We start from the raw sequence: 18,437 nt of genomic DNA, 5'->3' as shown, positions 1-18,437 counted from the left end.
TGTTTTGAGAGCATTACGCGGTCAGGCGGGATGCGTCCTGCGCGATGACCAACTCTTCGTTGGTCGGGATCACCAGCGCCAGGCGGCTGCCGTCTTTGGTGATGGCGCCGGATTTGCCGAAGCGAGCGGCCATGTTGCGGTCGTGGTCGATTTCGAAGCCCAGCAGGCCCAGTTTGTTCAGGGTCAGCTCGCGCACCATGCCGGCGTTCTCGCCGATGCCGCCGGTGAAGATCACCGCGTCCAGACGGCCTTCCATCAGCGCGCTGTAGGCGCCGACGTATTTGGCCAGACGGTGGCAGAACACGTCCATTGCGCGTTTGGCGTCGGCTTTGCTGTCGTAGTTGTCTTCAACGTAACGGCAGTCGCTGGTGACTTCGGTCAGGCCCAGCAGGCCGGATTCTTTGGTCAGCATTTTGTTGATCTGGTCAACGCTCATGCCCAGAGAATCGTGCAGGTGGAAGATGATAGCCGGATCGATGTCGCCGCTGCGGGTGCCCATCACCAGGCCTTCCAGCGGGGTCAGACCCATGGAGGTGTCAACGCACTGGCCGTTGCGCACTGCGGTAACGGAACCGCCGTTGCCCAGGTGGCAGGTGATCACGTTCACTTCTTCCACCGGCTTGTTCAGCATCTTCGCGGCTTCTTGAGTCACGTAGAAGTGGCTGGTGCCGTGCGCGCCGTAGCGGCGAACGCCGTGGTCGCGGTACAGGCTGTACGGCAGGGCGTACAGGTAGGATTCTTCCGGCATGGTCTGGTGGAACGCGGTGTCGAACACGGCAACGTTCTTGTCAGCCAGGTGAGGGAAGGATTTCAGCGCTTCCGCGATGCCGATCAGGTGAGCCGGGTTGTGCAGTGGTGCAAACGGTACGGAATCTTTGATACCCTGCAGAACTTCGTCGTTGATCACGGCGGAGGCGGTGAACTTCTCGCCGCCGTGCACGATGCGGTGGCCGATAGCGGTCAACTGCGCGGAAAGCTCTGGTTTTTGTGCCAGAATAGTATTAACAATGAAGTTCAGCGCTTCGCTGTGTGCAGCGCCGGCCCCCAGGGCAGCTTCGTGTTTGGCGCCGTCCATTTTCCACTTGATGCGAGCTTCAGGCAGGTGGAAACACTCGGCCAAACCGGAGAGGAATTCGTCGCCGTTAACGGCATCGATGATGGCGAATTTCAGAGAAGAACTGCCGCAGTTAAGAACCAGTACTAGCTTACTCGACATGGAAGTACCTACTTAAATAGTCGTGTTGTTAAAAGAAAATCGAACACACGTGGTGAATTAATCGTCAATCAGACAACAAGCGTAGCGCATAGTGCCGATGACATTTATGATTAACATCATGTGAAGTGCACAAATCACAGGATGATGGAAAAACCGATGATTTCTCTGCGGTTTAAATAATCTTGATTTTTATAGGGCTAAAAGTTGACAAAATTTACGTCATCTTCTACCGGCCACAAGGCCGGCTTAGGATACCGATAGCCCGGTGCAAACACAAAATAAATTTAAAGCTTCAAATTTTTTAGTATTGTCTCTGGCAGCACGCTGTGAGTTTCTTTACGTGACGTTGAGGTACGCAATGACGAGCAAACCGTCTGGTTCCGTAAGCTGGTTTCAGGTCTTCCAGCGCGGGCAGCATTATATGAAAACCTGGCCGTCAGACAAACGTCTGGCACCGGTCTTTCCGGAGAACCGCGTTGCGCGTGCTACCCGTTTCGCCATCCGCTTCATGCCGCCGTTGGCGATTTTCACGCTGACCTGGCAGATCGCGCTCGGCGGCCAGCTCGGCCCGGCGATCGCCACCGCGCTGTTCGCCTGCAGCCTGCCGATGCAGGGGCTGTGGTGGCTGGGGCGCCGTTCGGTCACGCCGCTGCCGCCGACGCTGCTGCAATGGTTCCACGAGGTGCGCAACAAGCTGACGGAAGCGGGGCAGGCGGTGGCGCCGCTCGAAGGGACGCCGACTTATCAGACGTTGGCCGATCTGCTCAAGCGCGCGTTCAAGCAGCTGGACAAAACCTTCCTTGACGATCTGTAACTGAAAAAAGGCCGCGTTGATGCGGCCTTTTTCGTCTAAGCGCCAATAACCCCGGTTTAAATCAAAGAACGGTCGAGTTGTGATTTCCTGCGTTCTTGCGCTGTGCGATGCTCCCGCCATCACACAGAAATGAGGAAATCCTGATGGAAATGACCAACGCCCAGCGGCTGATCCTGTCGAACCAGTACAAGATGATGACCCTGCTCGATCCGGACAACAGCGATCGTTATCGCCGGTTGCAAACCATCGTCGAACGCGGCTTCGGTTTGCAAATGCGCGAGCTGGATCGCGACTTCGGCGAACTGAGCGAAGAGGTGTGCCGTACCATCATCAACGTGATGGAGATGCATCATGCGCTGCAGGTTTCCTGGGGCAACCTGAAAGAGAAACAGGATCTGGACGAACGCCGCCTGGCGTTTCTCGGTTTCGATGCCGCCACCGAGGCGCGCTACCTGAGCTACGTGCGTTTCCTGGTCAGCACCGAGGGGCGTTATACTCACTTCGATTCCGGCAGCCACGGTTTCAACGCCCAGACCAAAATGTGGGAGAAATACCAGCGTATGCTGGCGATCTGGCTGGCCTGCCCGCGCCAGTATCACTTGAGCGCCGTTGAGATAGCGCAAATCATCAATGCTTGATTAAAAAGAGGTTTTCTGTGGAGTGTAAGGGTTTTCTGTTCGATCTTGATGGCACCCTGGTGGATTCGCTGCCGGCGGTAGAGCGCGCCTGGACGCACTGGGCCGAGCGCCGCGGCGTCAACCCGCAAGCCGTGCTGGACTTCATTCACGGTAAACAGGCCATTACTTCTCTGCGCCACTTTATGCCGGGTGAAAGCGAAGCGGAAATTCAGCGCGAGTTCCAACTGCTGGAGCAGAGGGAAGCGCAGGATACCGACGGCGTTCGCGCACTGCCTGGCGCCATTGCATTGCTGGATCGCCTGAACGCGCTCGACATTCCCTGGGCGATCGTCACCTCCGGTTCGGTGCCGGTGGCGGGCGCCCGTCGCCAGGCCGGCGGCTTGCCGCAGCCGGCGGTGTTTATCACCGCCGAGCAGGTTAAACACGGTAAACCGCAGCCCGACGCCTATCTGCTGGGCGCCGAGCGTCTGGGCCTGGCGCCGCACGAGTGCGTGGTGGTCGAAGACGCACCGGCCGGCATTCTTTCCGGTCTGGCGGCGGGCTGCCAGGTGATCGCGGTCAACGCGCCGGCGGATGCGCCGAAGCTGGATCAGGTCGACCTGCGGCTGGGGTCGCTGGAACAGATCGCCGTCGAGAAAACGGCGCACGGGGCGATCGTTCGCCGGCTGGCCTGAGCGGCATTATCTTCACCCTAATTGATTAGACCCCGCCTCGGCGGGGTTTTTTTATGCTATTTTTTAACCCCTTGGACATTTGCCGGATGAGGCCGTTTTGAACAGCGAATTACTGTGGGTGCTGAGTTTACTGCTGATTGCCATTGTGCTGTTTACCACCAACAAGCTGCGCATGGACGTGGTGGCGCTGTTGGTGATCATCGCTTTCGTGCTGAGCGGCACGCTCAGCCTGCAGGAGGCGACGGTCGGTTTCAGCGATCCCAACGTGATTTTGATCGCCGCGCTGTTCGTGATCGGCGAAGGGCTGGTGCGCACCGGTGTGGCCTATCAGGTCGGCGACTGGCTGGTGAAAGTGGCCGGCAGCAGCGAAACCAAAATGTTGATGCTGCTGATGGTGACGGTCGCCGGGCTGGGAGCGTTCATGAGCTCGACCGGCGTGGTGGCGATCTTTATCCCGGTGGTGCTCAGCGTGACGGCGAGAATGAAGATCGCACCGGGGCGGCTGATGATGCCGCTCAGCTTCGCCGGGCTAATCAGCGGTATGATGACGCTGGTGGCCACGCCGCCCAACATGGTGGTCAACAGCGAACTGGTGCGCGAAGGCATTCATGGTTTCGGCTTCTTCAGCGTGACGCCCATCGGCCTGGCGGTGCTGGCGCTGGGCGTCGGCTACATGCTGATCGCCCGCCGTTGGCTGGGCAGCGGTGAAACGGGCAAAGCCGGCGACGACTGGCGGCGGCGCACCTTCCGCGATCTGATCCGCGATTACAAACTGACCGGCCGCGCGCGGCGGCTGGCTGTCCGTAGCGCTTCGCCGCTGATCGGGCGTTCTCTGGATGAGCTGCACCTGCGCGCGCGCTATGGCGCCAACGTGGTGGGCATCGAGCGTTGGAAACGCTTCCGGCGAGTGATGGTCAGCGCTTCCGGCAGCACCGAACTGCGCGAGGGCGATGTCCTGCTGATCGACATGTCGGACAGCCAGGTCGATCTGCGTGAATTCTGCGGCGAGCAGCAGCTGGAGCCAATGGTGCTGCGTGGTGATTATTTCTCTGAACAGTCGCGCAACGTCGGCATGGCGGAGGTCTCGCTGATCCCGGACTCGGCGCTGCTGGGCAAAAGCCTGCGCGAAGCGGCGTTCCGCAGCCGCTATGATCTGAACGTGGTGGGCATCCGGCGCCACGGCGAGACGCTGAGCGGCAAGCTGGTGGACGAACCGCTGGAGTTGGGCGACATTTTGCTGGTGATCGGCGACTGGAAGGCCATCCGTCAGCTGCAGGCCAAAACCCACGACTTTATCGTGCTCAATCTGCCGGCCGAAGTGGATGAAGTGGCGCCGGCCATCACCCAGGCGCCGCACGCGCTGTTTTGTCTGGCGTTGATGGTGGCGATGATGCTGACCGACGAAATCCCCAACCCGATCGCGGCGCTGATCGCCTGCCTGCTGATGGGCAAGTTCCGTTGCATCGACATGGAGAGCGCCTATAAATCGATCCACTGGCCGAGCATCATTTTGATCGTCGGCATGATGCCGTTCGCGCAGGCGCTGCAAAAGACCGGCGGGGTCGATCTGATCGTCCGCGGGCTGATGGACGTCGCGGGCGGCGCGGGGCCGCGCGTGATGCTGTTGTGCCTGTTCGTGCTGTGCGCCACCATCGGCCTGTTTATTTCCAATACCGCGACGGCGGTGCTGATGGCACCGATCGCCATCGCCGCCGCGTGCGAAATGGGCGTCTCGCCGTACCCGTTCGCGATGATTATCGCCATCGCCGCGTCCGCTGCCTTTATGACGCCGGTCTCTTCGCCAGTCAACACGCTGGTGCTGGGGCCGGGTAATTACAAGTTCGGCGATTTCGTGCGTCTTGGCGTGCCGTTCACTCTGTTGGTGATGGCGGTCAGCGTGTTGGTGGTGCCGTGGCTTTACGGATTTTAACGGCGCAGCGAAGGCTGCGCCGGCGGGTTACAGCGAGCTGTCGAGGCTGATTTCGTCCAGCGACAGGCTGAAGCTGGGAATGAACACCTCCATGAAGTAGTCCATTTCCGGGCTGCGGCGCTGCTCCAGCGTTTTATCCAGCCGCGCCTTGGCCAGAGTGAATTCGTTGTTGCCGGCGGACAGCTCCTCCAGGCATTTCAGGTAAGCGCACAGTGCGTCCGCCTGCTTCACCACCTGCTTTTCATCTTCGCTGTAGTAATGCTCATCGAGAATGGTGCGGAAGTCGTTGCGCAGCTCCGCCGGGATCATGTCCAGCAGCTTTTGTTGGGCGATCTTTTCGATCTTCTTGTACTCGTGGGCGATCTGCGGGTTGTAGTACTTGATCGGCGTCGGCATGTCGCCGGTGATCACTTCGCTGGCGTCGTGGTACATCGCCAGCAGCGCAACGCGGTCAGCGTTGAGGTTGCCGTTGAATTTGCGGTTCTTGATCACCGCCAACGCGTGGGCGACAAAAGCCACCTGCAGGCTGTGTTCGGAGACGTTCTCGGTACGCACGTTGCGCATCAGCGGCCAGCGGTTGATCAGTTTCAGGCGGGACAGATGGGCGAAGAAATGGCTCTGGCTCATGGTGCTCTCTTTAACGGCAAGTGAGGGCCCCATTGTGAAGCAGTGACGGCGAATTTTGCAACCGGCCTGTGAGGGAAGGGCGCAGCAAGCCGCTGCGCCCCAGGCGATTACTGGTGGTAGCCTTCCAGGAAGCGGCCCAGCTTGCCGACCGCCATTTCCAGCTCGTCTACGCGCGGCAGGGTGACGATGCGCACGTGATCCGGGTAAGGCCAGTTGAATGCGGAACCCTGCACCAGCAGCACTTTTTCCTGCAGCAACAGATCCAGCACCAGCTTCTGGTCGTCATGGATGTTGAAGCGCTTGGCGTCGATGCGCGGGAACATGTACAGCGCGCCCTGCGGTTTCACGCAAGAGACGCCCGGGATATCGTTGAGCAGTTCCCAGGTGCGGTTGCGCTGCTCATACAGACGTCCGCCGGGCTGAATGAATTCGCTGATGCTCTGATAACCGCCCAGCGCGGTCTGAATGGCGTGCTGCATCGGCACGTTGGCGCACAGGCGCATCGAAGCCAGCATCTCCAGCCCTTCGATATAGCCTTTGGCGTGCTTTTTCGGCCCGTTCAGCACCATCCAGCCCTGGCGGAAGCCGGCCACGCGGTAGGTTTTCGACAGGCCGTTGAAGGTCACTGTCAGCAGATCCGGCGCCAGTGCGGCGATCGAGTGGTGCTCGGCTTCGTCATACAGGATCTTGTCGTAGATCTCGTCGGCGAAGATGATCAGGTTGTGTTGACGGGCGATCTCGACGATCTGCTCCAGCAGCGCTTTGCTGTAAACCGCACCGGTCGGGTTGTTCGGGTTGATGATCACGATGCCGCGGGTGCGCGGAGTGATCTTGCTGATGATGTCGTCCAGATCCGGGAACCAGCCGGCCTGCTCATCGCACAGGTAGTGCACGGCCTTGCCGCCGGACAGCGAGACCGCGGCGGTCCACAGCGGGTAGTCCGGCGCCGGCACCAGCATTTCGTCGCCGCTGTTGAGCAGCGCCTGCATGGATTGGACGATCAGCTCCGAGACGCCGTTGCCAATGTAGATATCCTCAACGGTCACGTCACGCATGTTGCGCGCCTGATAGTGCTGCATGATCGCTTTACGCGCCGAGAAGAGGCCTTTGGAATCGGAGTAACCTTGCGCCGTGGGCAGATTGCGGATCACGTCGACCAGGATTTCGTCCGGGGCGTCGAAGCCGAACGGGGCGGGGTTGCCGATGTTCAGTTTCAGGACTTTGTTGCCTTCTTCTTCAAGACGTTTAGCTTCTTTAAGCACCGGGCCGCGAATGTCATAGCAGACGTTGTCCAGTTTGCTGGATTTCTCAATGGGGGACATAAAAAGTTGAGCCTTTTGCTGGGATAGGGGCGCTCCTACCGTGGAACGCCGCAACCCGCCCAATGTACTCCTGGCGTAGTTGCTTTTGAAGGGTTTTGCACGCCTTTGGTGCAAACGCATGTCGTAACGGGGGATTTTAGTTATGATAAGTAAAGGTAAAGTTATTTTGTGGTTCATAATGTCATGAACTATAATTTTAGTAGGGTTTTGTTCTGAAAAAATGTGAGCCGGGAAACGCGATGCGCCGGCGAGCGCGGCCGGCGGCAGAGAACTGATAAGCGGGAAGGAAGGATGGGTGTCAATAAACTGTAAAGGAACGATAATACCGGACTTGTCTGATAGCCGGTTGTCGGATGGCGCACCACACTAAGAAAAAGGCATATTTACATTAGCTTTACTTTATATTTTGTCTTAAGCATTGTTAATGTGGGTATGAGATTATTATTTAAAGTAGAAATCTTACTGATTGAATTTATTAAATTCATTGAGTAGGGGTACGAAGCCGGCGCTGTTAATTATTTATCTTTTTTGCTCTGAAATGCTGTCTAAGCCCCCGTTGATAAGGGTTCTCAGTAGCACGAATGGAGTGGAAATCAGGCAGTATGAATGAGTAAAATCTTAGGTTCGGTGGGAATAAGCCCTTTCCATCGGTATTTAACTCCCTGCGTCCTATAAGCATTATCGATAGGTTGCATTTTAAAAAGCGATAGAGGTAACGAAACATAAGTAATTTTTTTGCCCTCCACTTATGAGTGGGGTACTGTCATAACAGGCGCCGCCCTTTTTCAACGGCGTCTGAGAAACACACCAGGGTAGTAGTTCGTAAATTAGAATTTAAAAAAGTGAAGAATACACTATGACAACTGCAAATCGTCCGATACTTAATCTCGACCTCGATCTGCTAAGAACTTTTGTTGCTGTTGCTGATTTGAATACCTTCGCGGCGGCGGCCGTCGCCGTTTGCCGTACTCAATCAGCCGTCAGCCAGCAAATGCAGCGATTAGAGCAACTGGTCGGCAAAGAACTGTTTGCCCGCCATGGGCGTAACAAACTCCTGACTGAGCACGGTATTCAGCTTCTCGGTTATGCCAGGAAGATCCTGCGCTTTAACGATGAAGCCTGTACCTCTCTGATGTACAACAATATTAAAGGTGTTCTGACCATCGGCGCTTCCGACGACACCGCCGATACCATTCTGCCTTTCCTGTTGAACCGCGTGACCGCCATCTATCCCAAGCTGGCTATTGACGTGCGCGTGAAGCGCAGCACGACGATGGTCGATCTGCTGGAAGAAGGGCAGATCGATCTGGCAGTGACCACGGCCGATCCCGAAGGGCATCCGCACATTGTGCTGCGCACGTCGCCGACGCTGTGGTACTGCGCCGCTGATTACCACTACCAGGCCGGCGAGCCGATCCCGTTGGTGGTGATGGACGAGCCAAGCCCGTTCCGCGCGCTGGCGATCAAACAGTTGGACGAAGCCGGTATTCCGTGGCGCATCGCCTACGTCGCCTCTACGCTGTCCGCAGTGCGGGCGGCCTGCAAGGCCGGTCTGGGCGTCACCGCGCGGCCTATCGAGATGATGAGCCCCGACCTGCGGGTGCTGGGCGCGGCGGAAGGTTTGCCGCCGTTGCCGGATACCCAGTATGCGCTGTGCAAAAATGCGCAGTGCAGCAGCGAGCTGGCGATGGCCATCTTCAGCGCGATGCAGGGCGGCAACGACAGCTATGGTTTCAACGGAACGGAAACCGGTCTCCAGGGCGATCAGGATGACGCCAGCCTGGTGGACGAAGAAGAGTAACGCTGCGGCGTGAAATCGGATGAAAAACCTCTGCTTCGGCGGAGGTTTTTTTTGCCTTAATTTTGATGAAAGTGACTGTTATAGGCGGTTAAGTGCAATTTTGTTATGAGATGGCTATTTTGTTGCATTTTAAGCGTCAATGAAAACAGAGTTTGGCCGGGTTTAAGACGGTGAGTTTGTTTTTTGAGCAATAAGATTGAATGGGTTAAAGGCATGGTAATGGTAAGGTTATTTTGTTAGCTTATAGCGGCCGTTTTTGCGGCTTAATTTGAGGAAAATTGTTAAAGGCCCACACTTTTTTTGAGGATTTATGCTGAAAACGTGTCCTGGATCAAAAAAATACCCCTAGGTAGTGAGTGGAAGAACAGGGAATTCCTGAGACAATGGTATAGTAAAACTGAAATGTGCATGTTGGTTTATATCTATCTGTTTCTACACAAAAATTAACTGACACGATTTAGCCTGTCCCTGGCGCATCAAATGTTAATCAAATGATACGTATGTAAACTAGTGTGTAGATACTTTTGTCAAAGTTGACAAAAGGTTATAGAAAGGAGTAAAAAGCCCACAGAAAAACGCTGCCTAACTCGCTGTAAAAGCAGTTTGTTTGTGTGGTTATTTATCCTTCCCTTAAATCGATGTGGCGCACTAACTGCCGGTGACAAGAGCAGTGCGATCGACGCCACTTTTGATGAGTAAGCATAGAGTATGTCAACAACCACTGAAGTTATCGCTCATCACTGGGCGCTCGCCGTATTTCTCGTTGTGGCTATCGGGCTCTGCGGCTTAATGCTGCTGGGTGCGTTCTTCTTGGGCGGGAGAGCCCGGGCGCGCGCCAAACACACCCCGTTTGAATCAGGTATCGACTCCGTCGGCACGGCGCGCATGCGTCTGTCCGCCAAGTTTTACCTGGTGGCCATGTTCTTCGTTATTTTCGACGTTGAAGCCTTATACCTGTACGCCTGGTCGGTCTCGATTCGCGAGAGCGGCTGGGTAGGCTTTATCGAAGCCGCCATTTTCATTTTGGTGCTATTGGCCGGCCTGGTTTATCTGGTGCGCATCGGCGCGTTGGATTGGACTCCGGCGCGTTCCCAACGCCGCAGCAAACCGAGCACGATCACTAACACCAACAGTCATCCGCAGTAACAGCGAGGCATTAAGATGGACTATACGCTCACCCGCATAGACCCGAACGGTGAGAACGACCGTTATCCCCTGCAAAAACAGGAGATCGTCGCCGATCCCCTGGAACAACAGGTCCACCGCACGGTTTACATGGGTAAACTCGAACATGCGCTGCATGACATGGTGAACTGGGGGCGTAAAAACTCTATTTGGCCGTATAACTTCGGCCTTTCGTGCTGTTACGTGGAGATGGTGACGTCGTTTACCGCCGTTCACGACGTGGCGCGTTTCGGTGCGGAAGTGTTGCGCGCCTCCCCGCGTCAGGCTGACCTGATGGTGGTGGCCGGTACCTGCTTCACCAAGATGGCTCCGGTCATCCAACGCCTGTACGAGCAGATGCTGGAACCGAAGTGGGTGATTTCGATGGGCGCCTGCGCCAACTCCGGCGGCATGTACGACATCTATTCCGTGGTGCAGGGCGTGGACAAGTTCCTGCCGGTCGACGTGTATATTCCCGGCTGCCCGCCGCGTCCGGAAGCCTACATGCAAGCGCTGATGCTGCTGCAGGAATCCATCGGCAAAGAACGTCGCCCGCTGTCGTGGGTTGTCGGCGATCAGGGCGTTTACCGCGCCAATATGCAGTCTGAAAGAGAGCGTAAACACGGCGAGCGCATCGCGGTGACCAACCTCCGGACGCCTGACGAGATTTAAGACGTTCATTTAACGTCCATCTTAGTGCGCTATTGGTTAACACAGCGAAAAGTGAAACTTGCGGCGAATAACCCTTTAGTGTGGTGAAAAAAAATTATGACAGATTTGACGACGCACGACGCCTTGCCTGCCTGGCAGACCCGAGATCACCTTGACGACCCGGTGATCGGCGAACTGCGCAACCGTTTTGGGCCGGAAGCCTTTACTGTTCAGGCCACCCGCACCGGCATGCCCGTGGTATGGGTTAAACCTGACCAGTTACTGGAAGTAATGACGTTCCTGAGAAAACAGCCGAAGCCGTATGTCATGCTGTTCGATCTGCATGGCGTAGACGAGCGTCTTCGCACCCACCGCGACGGCCTGCCCGCTGCGGATTTCTCCGTTTTCTACCATCTGATTTCCATCGAACGCAACCGCGACATCATGCTGAAGGTAGCGCTGTCTGAAAAAGACCTGCACGTGCCGACGGCGACCAAGGTGTTCCCGAACGCCAACTGGTATGAGCGCGAGACCTGGGAAATGTTCGGCATCACCTTCGACGGCCACCCGCACCTGTCGCGCATCATGATGCCGCAGACCTGGGAAGGGCACCCGCTGCGTAAGGACTACCCGGCGCGCGCCACCGAATTCGATCCTTTCGTGTTGACCAAACAGAAAGAAGATCTGGAGATGGAAGCGCTGACCTTCAAGCCGGAAGACTGGGGCATGAAGCGCGGTACCGAGAACGAAGACTTCATGTTCCTCAACCTCGGCCCGAACCACCCGTCCGCGCACGGTGCGTTCCGCATCATTCTGCAGCTGGACGGCGAAGAGATCGTCGACTGCGTGCCGGATATCGGCTATCACCACCGCGGCGCCGAGAAGATGGGCGAGCGTCAATCCTGGCACAGCTACATTCCGTACACCGACCGCATCGAGTACCTCGGCGGCTGCGTGAACGAAATGCCTTACGTGCTGGCGGTTGAAAAGCTGGCCGGCATCAAGGTGCCGGAGCGCGTAGACACCATTCGCGTGATGCTGTCCGAACTGTTCCGCATCAACAGCCACCTGCTGTACATCTCCACCTTCATTCAGGACGTCGGCGCGATGACCCCGGTGTTCTTCGCCTTTACCGACCGTCAGAAGATCTACGATCTGGTGGAAGCGATTACCGGTTTCCGCATGCACCCGGCCTGGTTCCGCATCGGCGGCGTCGCGCACGATCTGCCGCGCGGTTGGGATCGCCTGCTGCGCGAATTCCTCGACTGGATGCCGAAGCGTCTGGATTCTTACGTGAAAGCGGCGCTGAAGAACAGCATCCTGAAAGGCCGTTCCATCGGCGTGGCGTCCTATAACGCCAAAGAAGCGCTGGAGTGGGGCGTGACCGGTGCCGGTCTGCGCGCGACCGGCGTCGAGTTCGACGTGCGTAAATGGCGTCCGTATTCCGGCTACGAGAACTTCGACTTCGAAGTGCCGGTCGGCGACGGCACCAGCGACTGCTACACCCGCGTGATGCTGAAGGTGGAAGAGCTGCGCCAGAGCCTGCGCATCCTCGAACAGTGCCTGAACAACATGCCGGAAGGCCCGTTCAAGGCCGATCACCCGCTGACCACGCCGCCGCCGAAAGAGCGCACGCTGCAGCACATTGAAACGCTGATCACCCACTTCCTGCAGGTTTCCTGGGGCCCGGTGATGCCAGCCAACGAATCATTCCAGATGATTGAAGCCACCAAAGGGATCAACAGCTACTACCTGACCAGCGACGGCAGCACCATGAGCTACCGCACCCGGGTACGTACGCCAAGCTTTGCGCACCTGCAGCAGATCCCATCGGTCATCCGAGGCAGCCTGGTTTCCGACCTGATCGTCTATCTGGGTAGTATCGATTTTGTAATGTCAGATGTGGACCGCTAACTATGCATGATCAAAAAGACAATCACGCAGTCAATGATGCGCTCGAGCCCATCAACGCAGCCGCTCCTCAGAGCGGCGTTGATGCATTTGTACTGAGCGCGGAAGAACGTGATGCGATCGAGCACGAAAAGCACCATTACGAGGATCCGCGCGCCGCTTCCATCGAAGCACTGAAAATTGTGCAGAAGCAGCGCGGCTGGGTTCCGGACGGTGCGATTTACGCCATCGCGGAAGTGCTGGGCATCCCCGCCAGCGACGTAGAAGGCGTGGCCACGTTCTACAGCCAGATTTTCCGTCAGCCAGTAGGACGTCACGTGATCCGTTATTGTGACAGCGTTGTTTGTCACATCACCGGTTACCAGGGCATTCAGGCCGCTATCGAGAAGAAGCTGAACATCAAACCGGGTCAAACCACCTTTGATGGCCGCTTCACGCTGTTGCCGACCTGCTGTCTGGGCAACTGCGATAAAGGGCCGACCATGATGATTGATGAGGACACTCACAGTCAGCTGAAGCCTGAAGATATCGAGACGCTACTGGAGCAGTATCAATGACCAAGCACATTGTACGCACTCCCGAAACGCATCCGCTGACCTGGCGTCTGCGCGATGACAAGCAGCCGCTGTGGCTGGACGAATACCGCAGCAAAAACGGCTATGCCGGTGCGGAAAAGGCCCTGAAGGGCCTGGCGCCCGACGAGATCGTCAGCCTGGTAAAAGATTCCGGGCTGAAGGGCCGCGGCGGCGCGGGCTTCTCCACCGGTTTGAAGTGGAGCCTGATGCCGAAGGACGAATCCATGAACATCCGTTACCTGCTGTGTAACGCCGATGAGATGGAGCCGGGCACCTATAAAGACCGCCTGCTGATGGAGCAGCTGCCGCACCTGCTGGTGGAAGGCATGCTGATCTCCGCGTTCGCGCTGAAAGCCTACCGTGGGTACATCTTCCTGCGCGGTGAGTACATCGAAGCGGCGGCACACCTGCGTCGCGCCATCGCGGAAGCCACCGAAGCCGGTTATCTGGGCAAGAACATTCTCGGCACCGGGTTTGATTTCGAGCTGATCGTGCACACCGGCGCCGGCCGTTACATCTGCGGCGAAGAAACCGCGCTGATCAACTCGCTGGAAGGCCGCCGCGCCAACCCGCGCTCCAAGCCGCCATTCCCGGCCAGCGCCGGCGTATGGGGCAAGCCGACCTGCGTCAACAACGTCGAAACGCTGTGCAACGTGCCGGCCATTCTGGCGAACGGCGTGGAGTGGTACACCGGCATCTCCGGCAGTGAAGACAAAGGCACCAAGCTGATGGGTTTCTCCGGTCGGGTGAAAAATCCGGGCGTCTGGGAGCTGCCGTTCGGCACCACAGCGCGTGAAATCCTGGAAGACTACGCCGGCGGCATGCGCGACGGTCTGCGCTTCAAAGCCTGGCAGCCGGGCGGTGCGGGCACCGACTTCCTGACCGCCGATCACCTCGATCTGCCGATGGAATACGGCGCAATCGGCAAAGCCGGCAGCCGTCTCGGCACCGCGCTGGCGATGGCGGTAGACCACGAAATCGGCATGGTGCCGCTGGTGCGCAACCTGGAAGAGTTCTTCGCCCGCGAGTCCTGCGGCTGGTGTACGCCATGCCGCGACGGCCTGCCGTGGAGCGTGAAGATCCTGCGTGCGTTGGAAAACGGCGAAGGGCAGCCGGGGGATATCGAAACCCTCGAACAGCTGTGCCGTTCCCTCGGCCCGGGCAAAACCTTCTGCGCCCACGCGCCAGGTGCCGTAGAGCCACTGCAAAGCGCGATTAAATATTTCCGTGAAGAGTTCGAGGCGGGTATCGCCGTGCAGCACTTCGGCAACGCTCATGCGATTGGCGGCATTCAGCCGAACAACCTGCTGAAGCAGCGCTGGTAAGCCGACTCGCCCGAACACGGCCAGAATTTTTGATTAACGCCTGCCGCAAGGCAGGCCACTTGGAAGCATGCTGACTATGGCTACGATTCATGTAGACGGCAAAGAGTATGAGGTAGACGGAGCGGACAACCTGCTGCAGGCTTGTCTCTCCCTTGGCCTCGATATTCCTTACTTTTGCTGGCATCCGGCGCTGGGAAGCGTCGGCGCTTGCCGCCAATGTGCGGTAAAGCAATACCAAAACGCGGAAGATACGCGCGGCCGTTTGGTGATGTCCTGTATGACCCCGGCATCCGATGGCACCTTCATCTCTATCGATGACGGCGAAGCGAAGCAGTTCCGTGAAAGCGTGGTCGAGTGGTTGATGACCAACCACCCGCACGATTGCCCGGTGTGTGAAGAAGGCGGTAACTGTCACCTGCAGGATATGACGGTAATGACCGGCCACAGCTTCCGTCGCTACCGCTTCACCAAGCGCACCCACAACAACCAGGAGCTGGGGCCGTTTATCTCGCACGAGATGAACCGCTGCATCGCCTGCTACCGCTGCGTGCGTTACTACAAAGACTATGCGGACGGCACCGACTTCGGCGTGTACGGCGCACACGACAACGTCTACTTCGGTCGCCCGGAAAGCGGCACGCTGGAAAGCGAGTTCTCCGGCAACCTGGTGGAAGTGTGCCCGACCGGCGTATTCACCGACAAAACGCACTCCGAGCGCTACAACCGTAAATGGGACATGCAGTTCGCGCCGAGCATTTGCCAGCAGTGCAGCATCGGCTGTAACACCAGCCCGGGCGAGCGCTATGGCGAGCTGCGTCGTATCGAAAACCGTTACAACGGCAGCGTGAACCACTACTTCCTGTGCGACCGCGGCCGTTTCGGCTACGGCTACGTCAACCAGAAAGATCGTCCGCGTCAACCGCAGCAGCTGCGCGGCGACGACTGGATCACCCTGAACGCCGAGCAGGCGATGCAGGGTGCGGCGGACATCCTGCGCCAGGCGAAGAAAACCATCGGCATCGGCTCCCCGCGCGCCAGCCTGGAAAGCAACTTCGCACTGCGCGAGCTGGTTGGCGCAGAGAACTACTACACCGGTATCGCTCAGGCGGAGCAATCACGTCTGGCGCTGATGCTGAACGTGCTGAAGAACGGCGGCGTTCATACGCCGGCGCTGCGTGAGATCGAAGATTACGACGCGGTGCTGGTGTTGGGCGAAGACCTGACGCAAACCGGCGCGCGTATCGCGCTGTCCGTGCGTCAGGCCGTCAAGGGTAAAGCCCGCGCGATGGCAGCGGCGCAACGCGTGGCCGACTGGCAGATCGCGGCGGTGCAGAATATCGGCCAACACGCCAAGTATCCGTTGTTCACCACCAACGTCGATAACACCCGTCTGGATGACATCGCCGCCTGGAACTACCGCGCGCCGGTAGACGAGCAGGCGCGCTTCGGCTTCGCCGTCGCTCACGCGCTGGATAACGCCGCGCCGGCGGTGAACGATCTGGCTGAAGGCCTGAACAAGAAAGTCGATATCATCGTGCAGGCGCTGACCGGCGCACGCAAACCGCTGATCGTGACCGGCAGCAACGCCGGCAGCGAAGCCATCATCGAAGCGGCGGCCAACATCGCCAAAGCGTTGAAGGGCCGCGGTTCAGATGTCGGCATCACCTTCGTGGCGGGCGCAGCCAACAGCATGGGCCTGGCGATGATCGGCGGCGGTTCGCTCGATCAGGCGCTGGAACAGCTGGCGAGCGGCGCAGCCGACACCGCCATCGTGATGGAAAACGATCTCTATCGCCATGCGCCGGCGGCGCAGGTGGACGCAGCGTTGGCCAAGGTCAATAACCTGATCGTCGCCGACCATCAGCGCACCGCGATCATGGACAAAGCCAACCTGATCCTCTCTTCGGCCAGCTTCGCCGAGAGCGACGGCACGCTGATCAACCAGGAAGGCCGCGCGCAGCGCTTCTTCCAGGTATACGATCCGGCTTACTACGACGACGCCAAGAAGAATCAGTTCACCGTGATGCTGGAAAGCTGGCGCTGGATGCACTCGCTGCACTCCACCTACACCAGCCGCCACGTGGACTGGACTCAGCTCGATGACGTGATCGCCGCTTGCGTCGCCGCGTTGCCGCAGCTGCAGGGCATCGTCGACGCCGCGCCAGACGCGACTTTCCGCATTCGCGGTCAGAAGCTGGCGCGTTCGCCGCACCGTTCCAGCGGCCGTACCGCCATGCGCGCCAACATCAGCGTGCACGAGCCGCGTCAGCCGCAGGATAAAGACACCATGTTCGCCTTCTCGATGGAAGGGAATAACAGCCCGCTGGCCGATCGTCAGCAGATCCCGTTCGCCTGGGCGCCAGGCTGGAACTCACCGCAGGCATGGAACAAATTCCAGGCCGAAGTGGGCGGCAAACTGCGCCACGGCGATCCGGGCGTGCGCCTGATCGAAGCGGGGGAGGGCAGCCTCGGTTACTTCGACCGCGTGCCTGCCGCGTTCAATCCGGTCGACGGCTGGCGTGTCGCGCCTTACTACCACCTGTTCGGCAGCGACGAAATGTCGCAGCGCTCTCACGTGATCCAGCAGCGCATGCCGGAAGCCTACGTGATGGTCAACCCGGCCGATGCGGCGACGCTTGGCGTCAACGCGGGCAGCCTGGTGGAGTTCAGCTGCGCGGGCCAGACCCTGCGTCTGCCGGTGCGTCTGAGTGAAACCCTGACCCAGGGCCAGGTTGGTTTGCCGCTCGGCTTGCCAGGGATCCCGCCGATCTTGGTGGGTGCTAAGGTAGACAATCTGCGGGAGGCGGCACGATGAGCTGGTTTACCCCTGAGGTGATCGACATTCTGATCGCCATTCTTAAAGCGGTTGTGATCCTGTTGGTGGTCGTGGCGTGCGGGGCATTCATGAGCTTCGGCGAACGCCGTCTGCTCGGCCTGTTCCAGAACCGCTACGGACCGAACCGCGTAGGCTGGGGCGGCTCGCTGCAGCTGGTCGCCGACATGATCAAAATGTTCTTCAAGGAAGACTGGGTGCCGAGATTCTCCGACCGGGTGATCTTCACCCTGGCGCCGATGATCGCCTTTACTTCCCTGTTGCTGGCATTTGCCATCGTTCCGGTCAGTCCGACTTGGGCGGTGTCCGATCTCAACATCGGTATTCTGTTCTTCCTGATGATGGCCGGCCTGGCGGTGTACGCCGTGCTGTTCGCCGGATGGTCGAGCAACAACAAATACTCGCTGTTGGGCGCGATGCGCGCCTCCGCGCAAACCCTGAGCTACGAAGTGTTCATCGGCCTGTCGCTGATGGGCGTGGTAATGCAGGCGGATTCGTTCAACATGCAGGCCATCGTTGAATCCCAGGCGCATGTCTGGAACGTCATTCCGCAGTTCTTCGGCTTCGTGACCTTCGCGATCGCCGGCGTGGCGGTGTGTCACCGTCACCCGTTTGACCAGCCGGAAGCCGAGCAGGAACTGGCCGACGGTTACCACATCGAATATTCCGGCATGAAGTTCGGTCTGTTCTTCGTGGGGGAATACATCGGTATCGTTACGGTGTCCGCCCTGATTGTGACGTTGTTCTTCGGCGGTTGGCAGGGTCCGTTCCTGCCGCCATTCATCTGGTTCGCGTTGAAAACGGCCTTCTTCATGATGATGTTCATCTTGATCCGCGCCGCGCTGCCGCGTCCGCGTTATGACCAGGTGATGTCCTTCGGCTGGAAAGTATGTCTGCCGCTGACGCTGCTGAACCTGCTGGCGACCGCCGCGGTCATTTTGTACAACGCTCAATAA

15 protein-coding genes are annotated in these 18,437 nt (G+C 58.3%); 12 read left to right on the top strand and 3 right to left on the bottom strand.

Translation table 11 applies throughout. The annotated features are described in order from the left end of the window. Positions 1-13: 13 nt before the first annotated feature. Entirely contained in the window at positions 14-1,216 is a 1,203-nt protein-coding gene (gene ackA / locus GKN89_RS06450) for an acetate kinase (protein ID WP_004936063.1), read from the bottom strand. Between the two features lie 358 nt (positions 1,217-1,574). Between ackA and yfbV the strand changes: the two genes are divergently transcribed. The 4 genes from yfbV to GKN89_RS06430 all read left to right on the top strand — a co-directional run bounded on the left by yfbV (position 1,575) and on the right by GKN89_RS06430 (position 5,272). After that, positions 1,575-2,030, top strand: coding sequence for a terminus macrodomain insulation protein YfbV (gene yfbV / locus GKN89_RS06445; RefSeq protein ID WP_004936061.1), 456 nt, complete (start codon positions 1,575-1,577; stop codon positions 2,028-2,030). Positions 2,031-2,173: 143 nt separating this feature from the next. Then, positions 2,174-2,668 (top strand): YfbU family protein, encoded by a 495-nt coding sequence (locus GKN89_RS06440; protein WP_019453723.1) that lies wholly within the window; start codon positions 2,174-2,176, stop codon positions 2,666-2,668. Between the two features lie 17 nt (positions 2,669-2,685). Then, a complete protein-coding gene (locus tag GKN89_RS06435) occupies positions 2,686-3,342 on the top strand; it encodes a sugar phosphatase (RefSeq protein ID WP_063919782.1) in 657 nt (218 codons plus the stop codon). Between the two features lie 79 nt (positions 3,343-3,421). After that, positions 3,422-5,272, top strand: coding sequence for an SLC13 family permease (locus GKN89_RS06430; RefSeq protein ID WP_154746565.1), 1,851 nt, complete (start codon positions 3,422-3,424; stop codon positions 5,270-5,272). A gap of 27 nt (positions 5,273-5,299) precedes the next feature. Here the strand turns inward: GKN89_RS06430 and yfbR are convergent, their stop codons facing one another. Together yfbR and GKN89_RS06420 are read right to left on the bottom strand one after the other, a co-directional pair. Further along, on the bottom strand, positions 5,300-5,899 hold the full coding sequence (gene yfbR / locus GKN89_RS06425; protein WP_015378582.1) for a 5'-deoxynucleotidase: 600 nt from the start codon (positions 5,897-5,899) through the stop codon (positions 5,300-5,302). A gap of 107 nt (positions 5,900-6,006) precedes the next feature. Further along, on the bottom strand, positions 6,007-7,221 hold the full coding sequence (locus GKN89_RS06420; RefSeq protein ID WP_019453720.1) for a pyridoxal phosphate-dependent aminotransferase: 1,215 nt from the start codon (positions 7,219-7,221) through the stop codon (positions 6,007-6,009). A gap of 856 nt (positions 7,222-8,077) precedes the next feature. On the opposite strand from GKN89_RS06420, the gene lrhA reads away from it, so the two are divergent. The 8 genes from lrhA (at position 8,078) to nuoH (ending at position 18,437) form a co-directional block, all read left to right on the top strand. After that, positions 8,078-9,022, top strand: coding sequence for a transcriptional regulator LrhA (gene lrhA, locus GKN89_RS06415; RefSeq protein WP_025160168.1), 945 nt, complete (start codon positions 8,078-8,080; stop codon positions 9,020-9,022). Positions 9,023-9,730: 708 nt separating this feature from the next. Beyond that, positions 9,731-10,168: an NADH-quinone oxidoreductase subunit NuoA gene (nuoA, locus tag GKN89_RS06410; RefSeq protein WP_004936040.1), complete on the top strand. Its 438-nt coding sequence runs from the start codon at positions 9,731-9,733 to the stop codon at positions 10,166-10,168. A gap of 15 nt (positions 10,169-10,183) precedes the next feature. Then, entirely contained in the window at positions 10,184-10,858 is a 675-nt protein-coding gene (locus tag GKN89_RS06405) for an NADH-quinone oxidoreductase subunit B family protein (RefSeq protein ID WP_004936039.1), read from the top strand. Between the two features lie 96 nt (positions 10,859-10,954). Further along, positions 10,955-12,751 (top strand): NADH-quinone oxidoreductase subunit C/D, encoded by a 1,797-nt coding sequence (gene nuoC, locus GKN89_RS06400; RefSeq protein WP_004936036.1) that lies wholly within the window; start codon positions 10,955-10,957, stop codon positions 12,749-12,751. Positions 12,752-12,753: 2 nt separating this feature from the next. Continuing rightward, positions 12,754-13,305: an NADH-quinone oxidoreductase subunit NuoE gene (gene nuoE / locus GKN89_RS06395; protein WP_004936034.1), complete on the top strand. Its 552-nt coding sequence runs from the start codon at positions 12,754-12,756 to the stop codon at positions 13,303-13,305. Next, positions 13,302-14,648 carry an NADH-quinone oxidoreductase subunit NuoF gene (gene nuoF, locus GKN89_RS06390; RefSeq protein WP_004936030.1) on the top strand — a complete coding sequence of 449 codons (1,347 nt, stop codon included), beginning with the start codon at positions 13,302-13,304 and terminating at the stop codon, positions 14,646-14,648. Before nuoE ends, nuoF begins: the two co-directional genes overlap by 4 nt. Positions 14,649-14,724: 76 nt before the next feature. After that, on the top strand, positions 14,725-17,463 hold the full coding sequence (gene nuoG, locus GKN89_RS06385) for an NADH-quinone oxidoreductase subunit NuoG (RefSeq protein WP_154746564.1): 2,739 nt from the start codon (positions 14,725-14,727) through the stop codon (positions 17,461-17,463). Beyond that, positions 17,460-18,437 (top strand): NADH-quinone oxidoreductase subunit NuoH, encoded by a 978-nt coding sequence (gene nuoH / locus GKN89_RS06380; RefSeq protein ID WP_004936022.1) that lies wholly within the window; start codon positions 17,460-17,462, stop codon positions 18,435-18,437. Before nuoG ends, nuoH begins: the two co-directional genes overlap by 4 nt.

Origin of the sequence: Serratia sp. YC16, assembly GCF_009707615.1 — a bacterium.
GTDB lineage: Bacteria > Pseudomonadota > Gammaproteobacteria > Enterobacterales > Enterobacteriaceae > Serratia > Serratia surfactantfaciens.
The sequence above is the reverse complement of the archived record's forward strand: the minus strand, read 5'-3'. Positions and strand labels throughout refer to the sequence as shown.

Coding starts and splice junctions, on each gene's coding strand:
- lrhA (WP_025160168.1), top strand. CDS start 8,078: ATGACAACTGCAAATCGTCCGATACTTAATCTCGACCTCGATCTGCTA.
- ackA (WP_004936063.1), bottom strand. CDS start 1,216: ATGTCGAGTAAGCTAGTACTGGTTCTTAACTGCGGCAGTTCTTCTCTG.
- nuoH (WP_004936022.1), top strand. CDS start 17,460: ATGAGCTGGTTTACCCCTGAGGTGATCGACATTCTGATCGCCATTCTT.
- nuoE (WP_004936034.1), top strand. CDS start 12,754: ATGCATGATCAAAAAGACAATCACGCAGTCAATGATGCGCTCGAGCCC.
- nuoC (WP_004936036.1), top strand. CDS start 10,955: ATGACAGATTTGACGACGCACGACGCCTTGCCTGCCTGGCAGACCCGA.
- yfbV (WP_004936061.1), top strand. CDS start 1,575: ATGACGAGCAAACCGTCTGGTTCCGTAAGCTGGTTTCAGGTCTTCCAG.
- nuoG (WP_154746564.1), top strand. CDS start 14,725: ATGGCTACGATTCATGTAGACGGCAAAGAGTATGAGGTAGACGGAGCG.
- nuoA (WP_004936040.1), top strand. CDS start 9,731: ATGTCAACAACCACTGAAGTTATCGCTCATCACTGGGCGCTCGCCGTA.
- yfbR (WP_015378582.1), bottom strand. CDS start 5,899: ATGAGCCAGAGCCATTTCTTCGCCCATCTGTCCCGCCTGAAACTGATC.
- GKN89_RS06405 (WP_004936039.1), top strand. CDS start 10,184: ATGGACTATACGCTCACCCGCATAGACCCGAACGGTGAGAACGACCGT.
- GKN89_RS06420 (WP_019453720.1), bottom strand. CDS start 7,221: ATGTCCCCCATTGAGAAATCCAGCAAACTGGACAACGTCTGCTATGAC.
- GKN89_RS06440 (WP_019453723.1), top strand. CDS start 2,174: ATGGAAATGACCAACGCCCAGCGGCTGATCCTGTCGAACCAGTACAAG.
- nuoF (WP_004936030.1), top strand. CDS start 13,302: ATGACCAAGCACATTGTACGCACTCCCGAAACGCATCCGCTGACCTGG.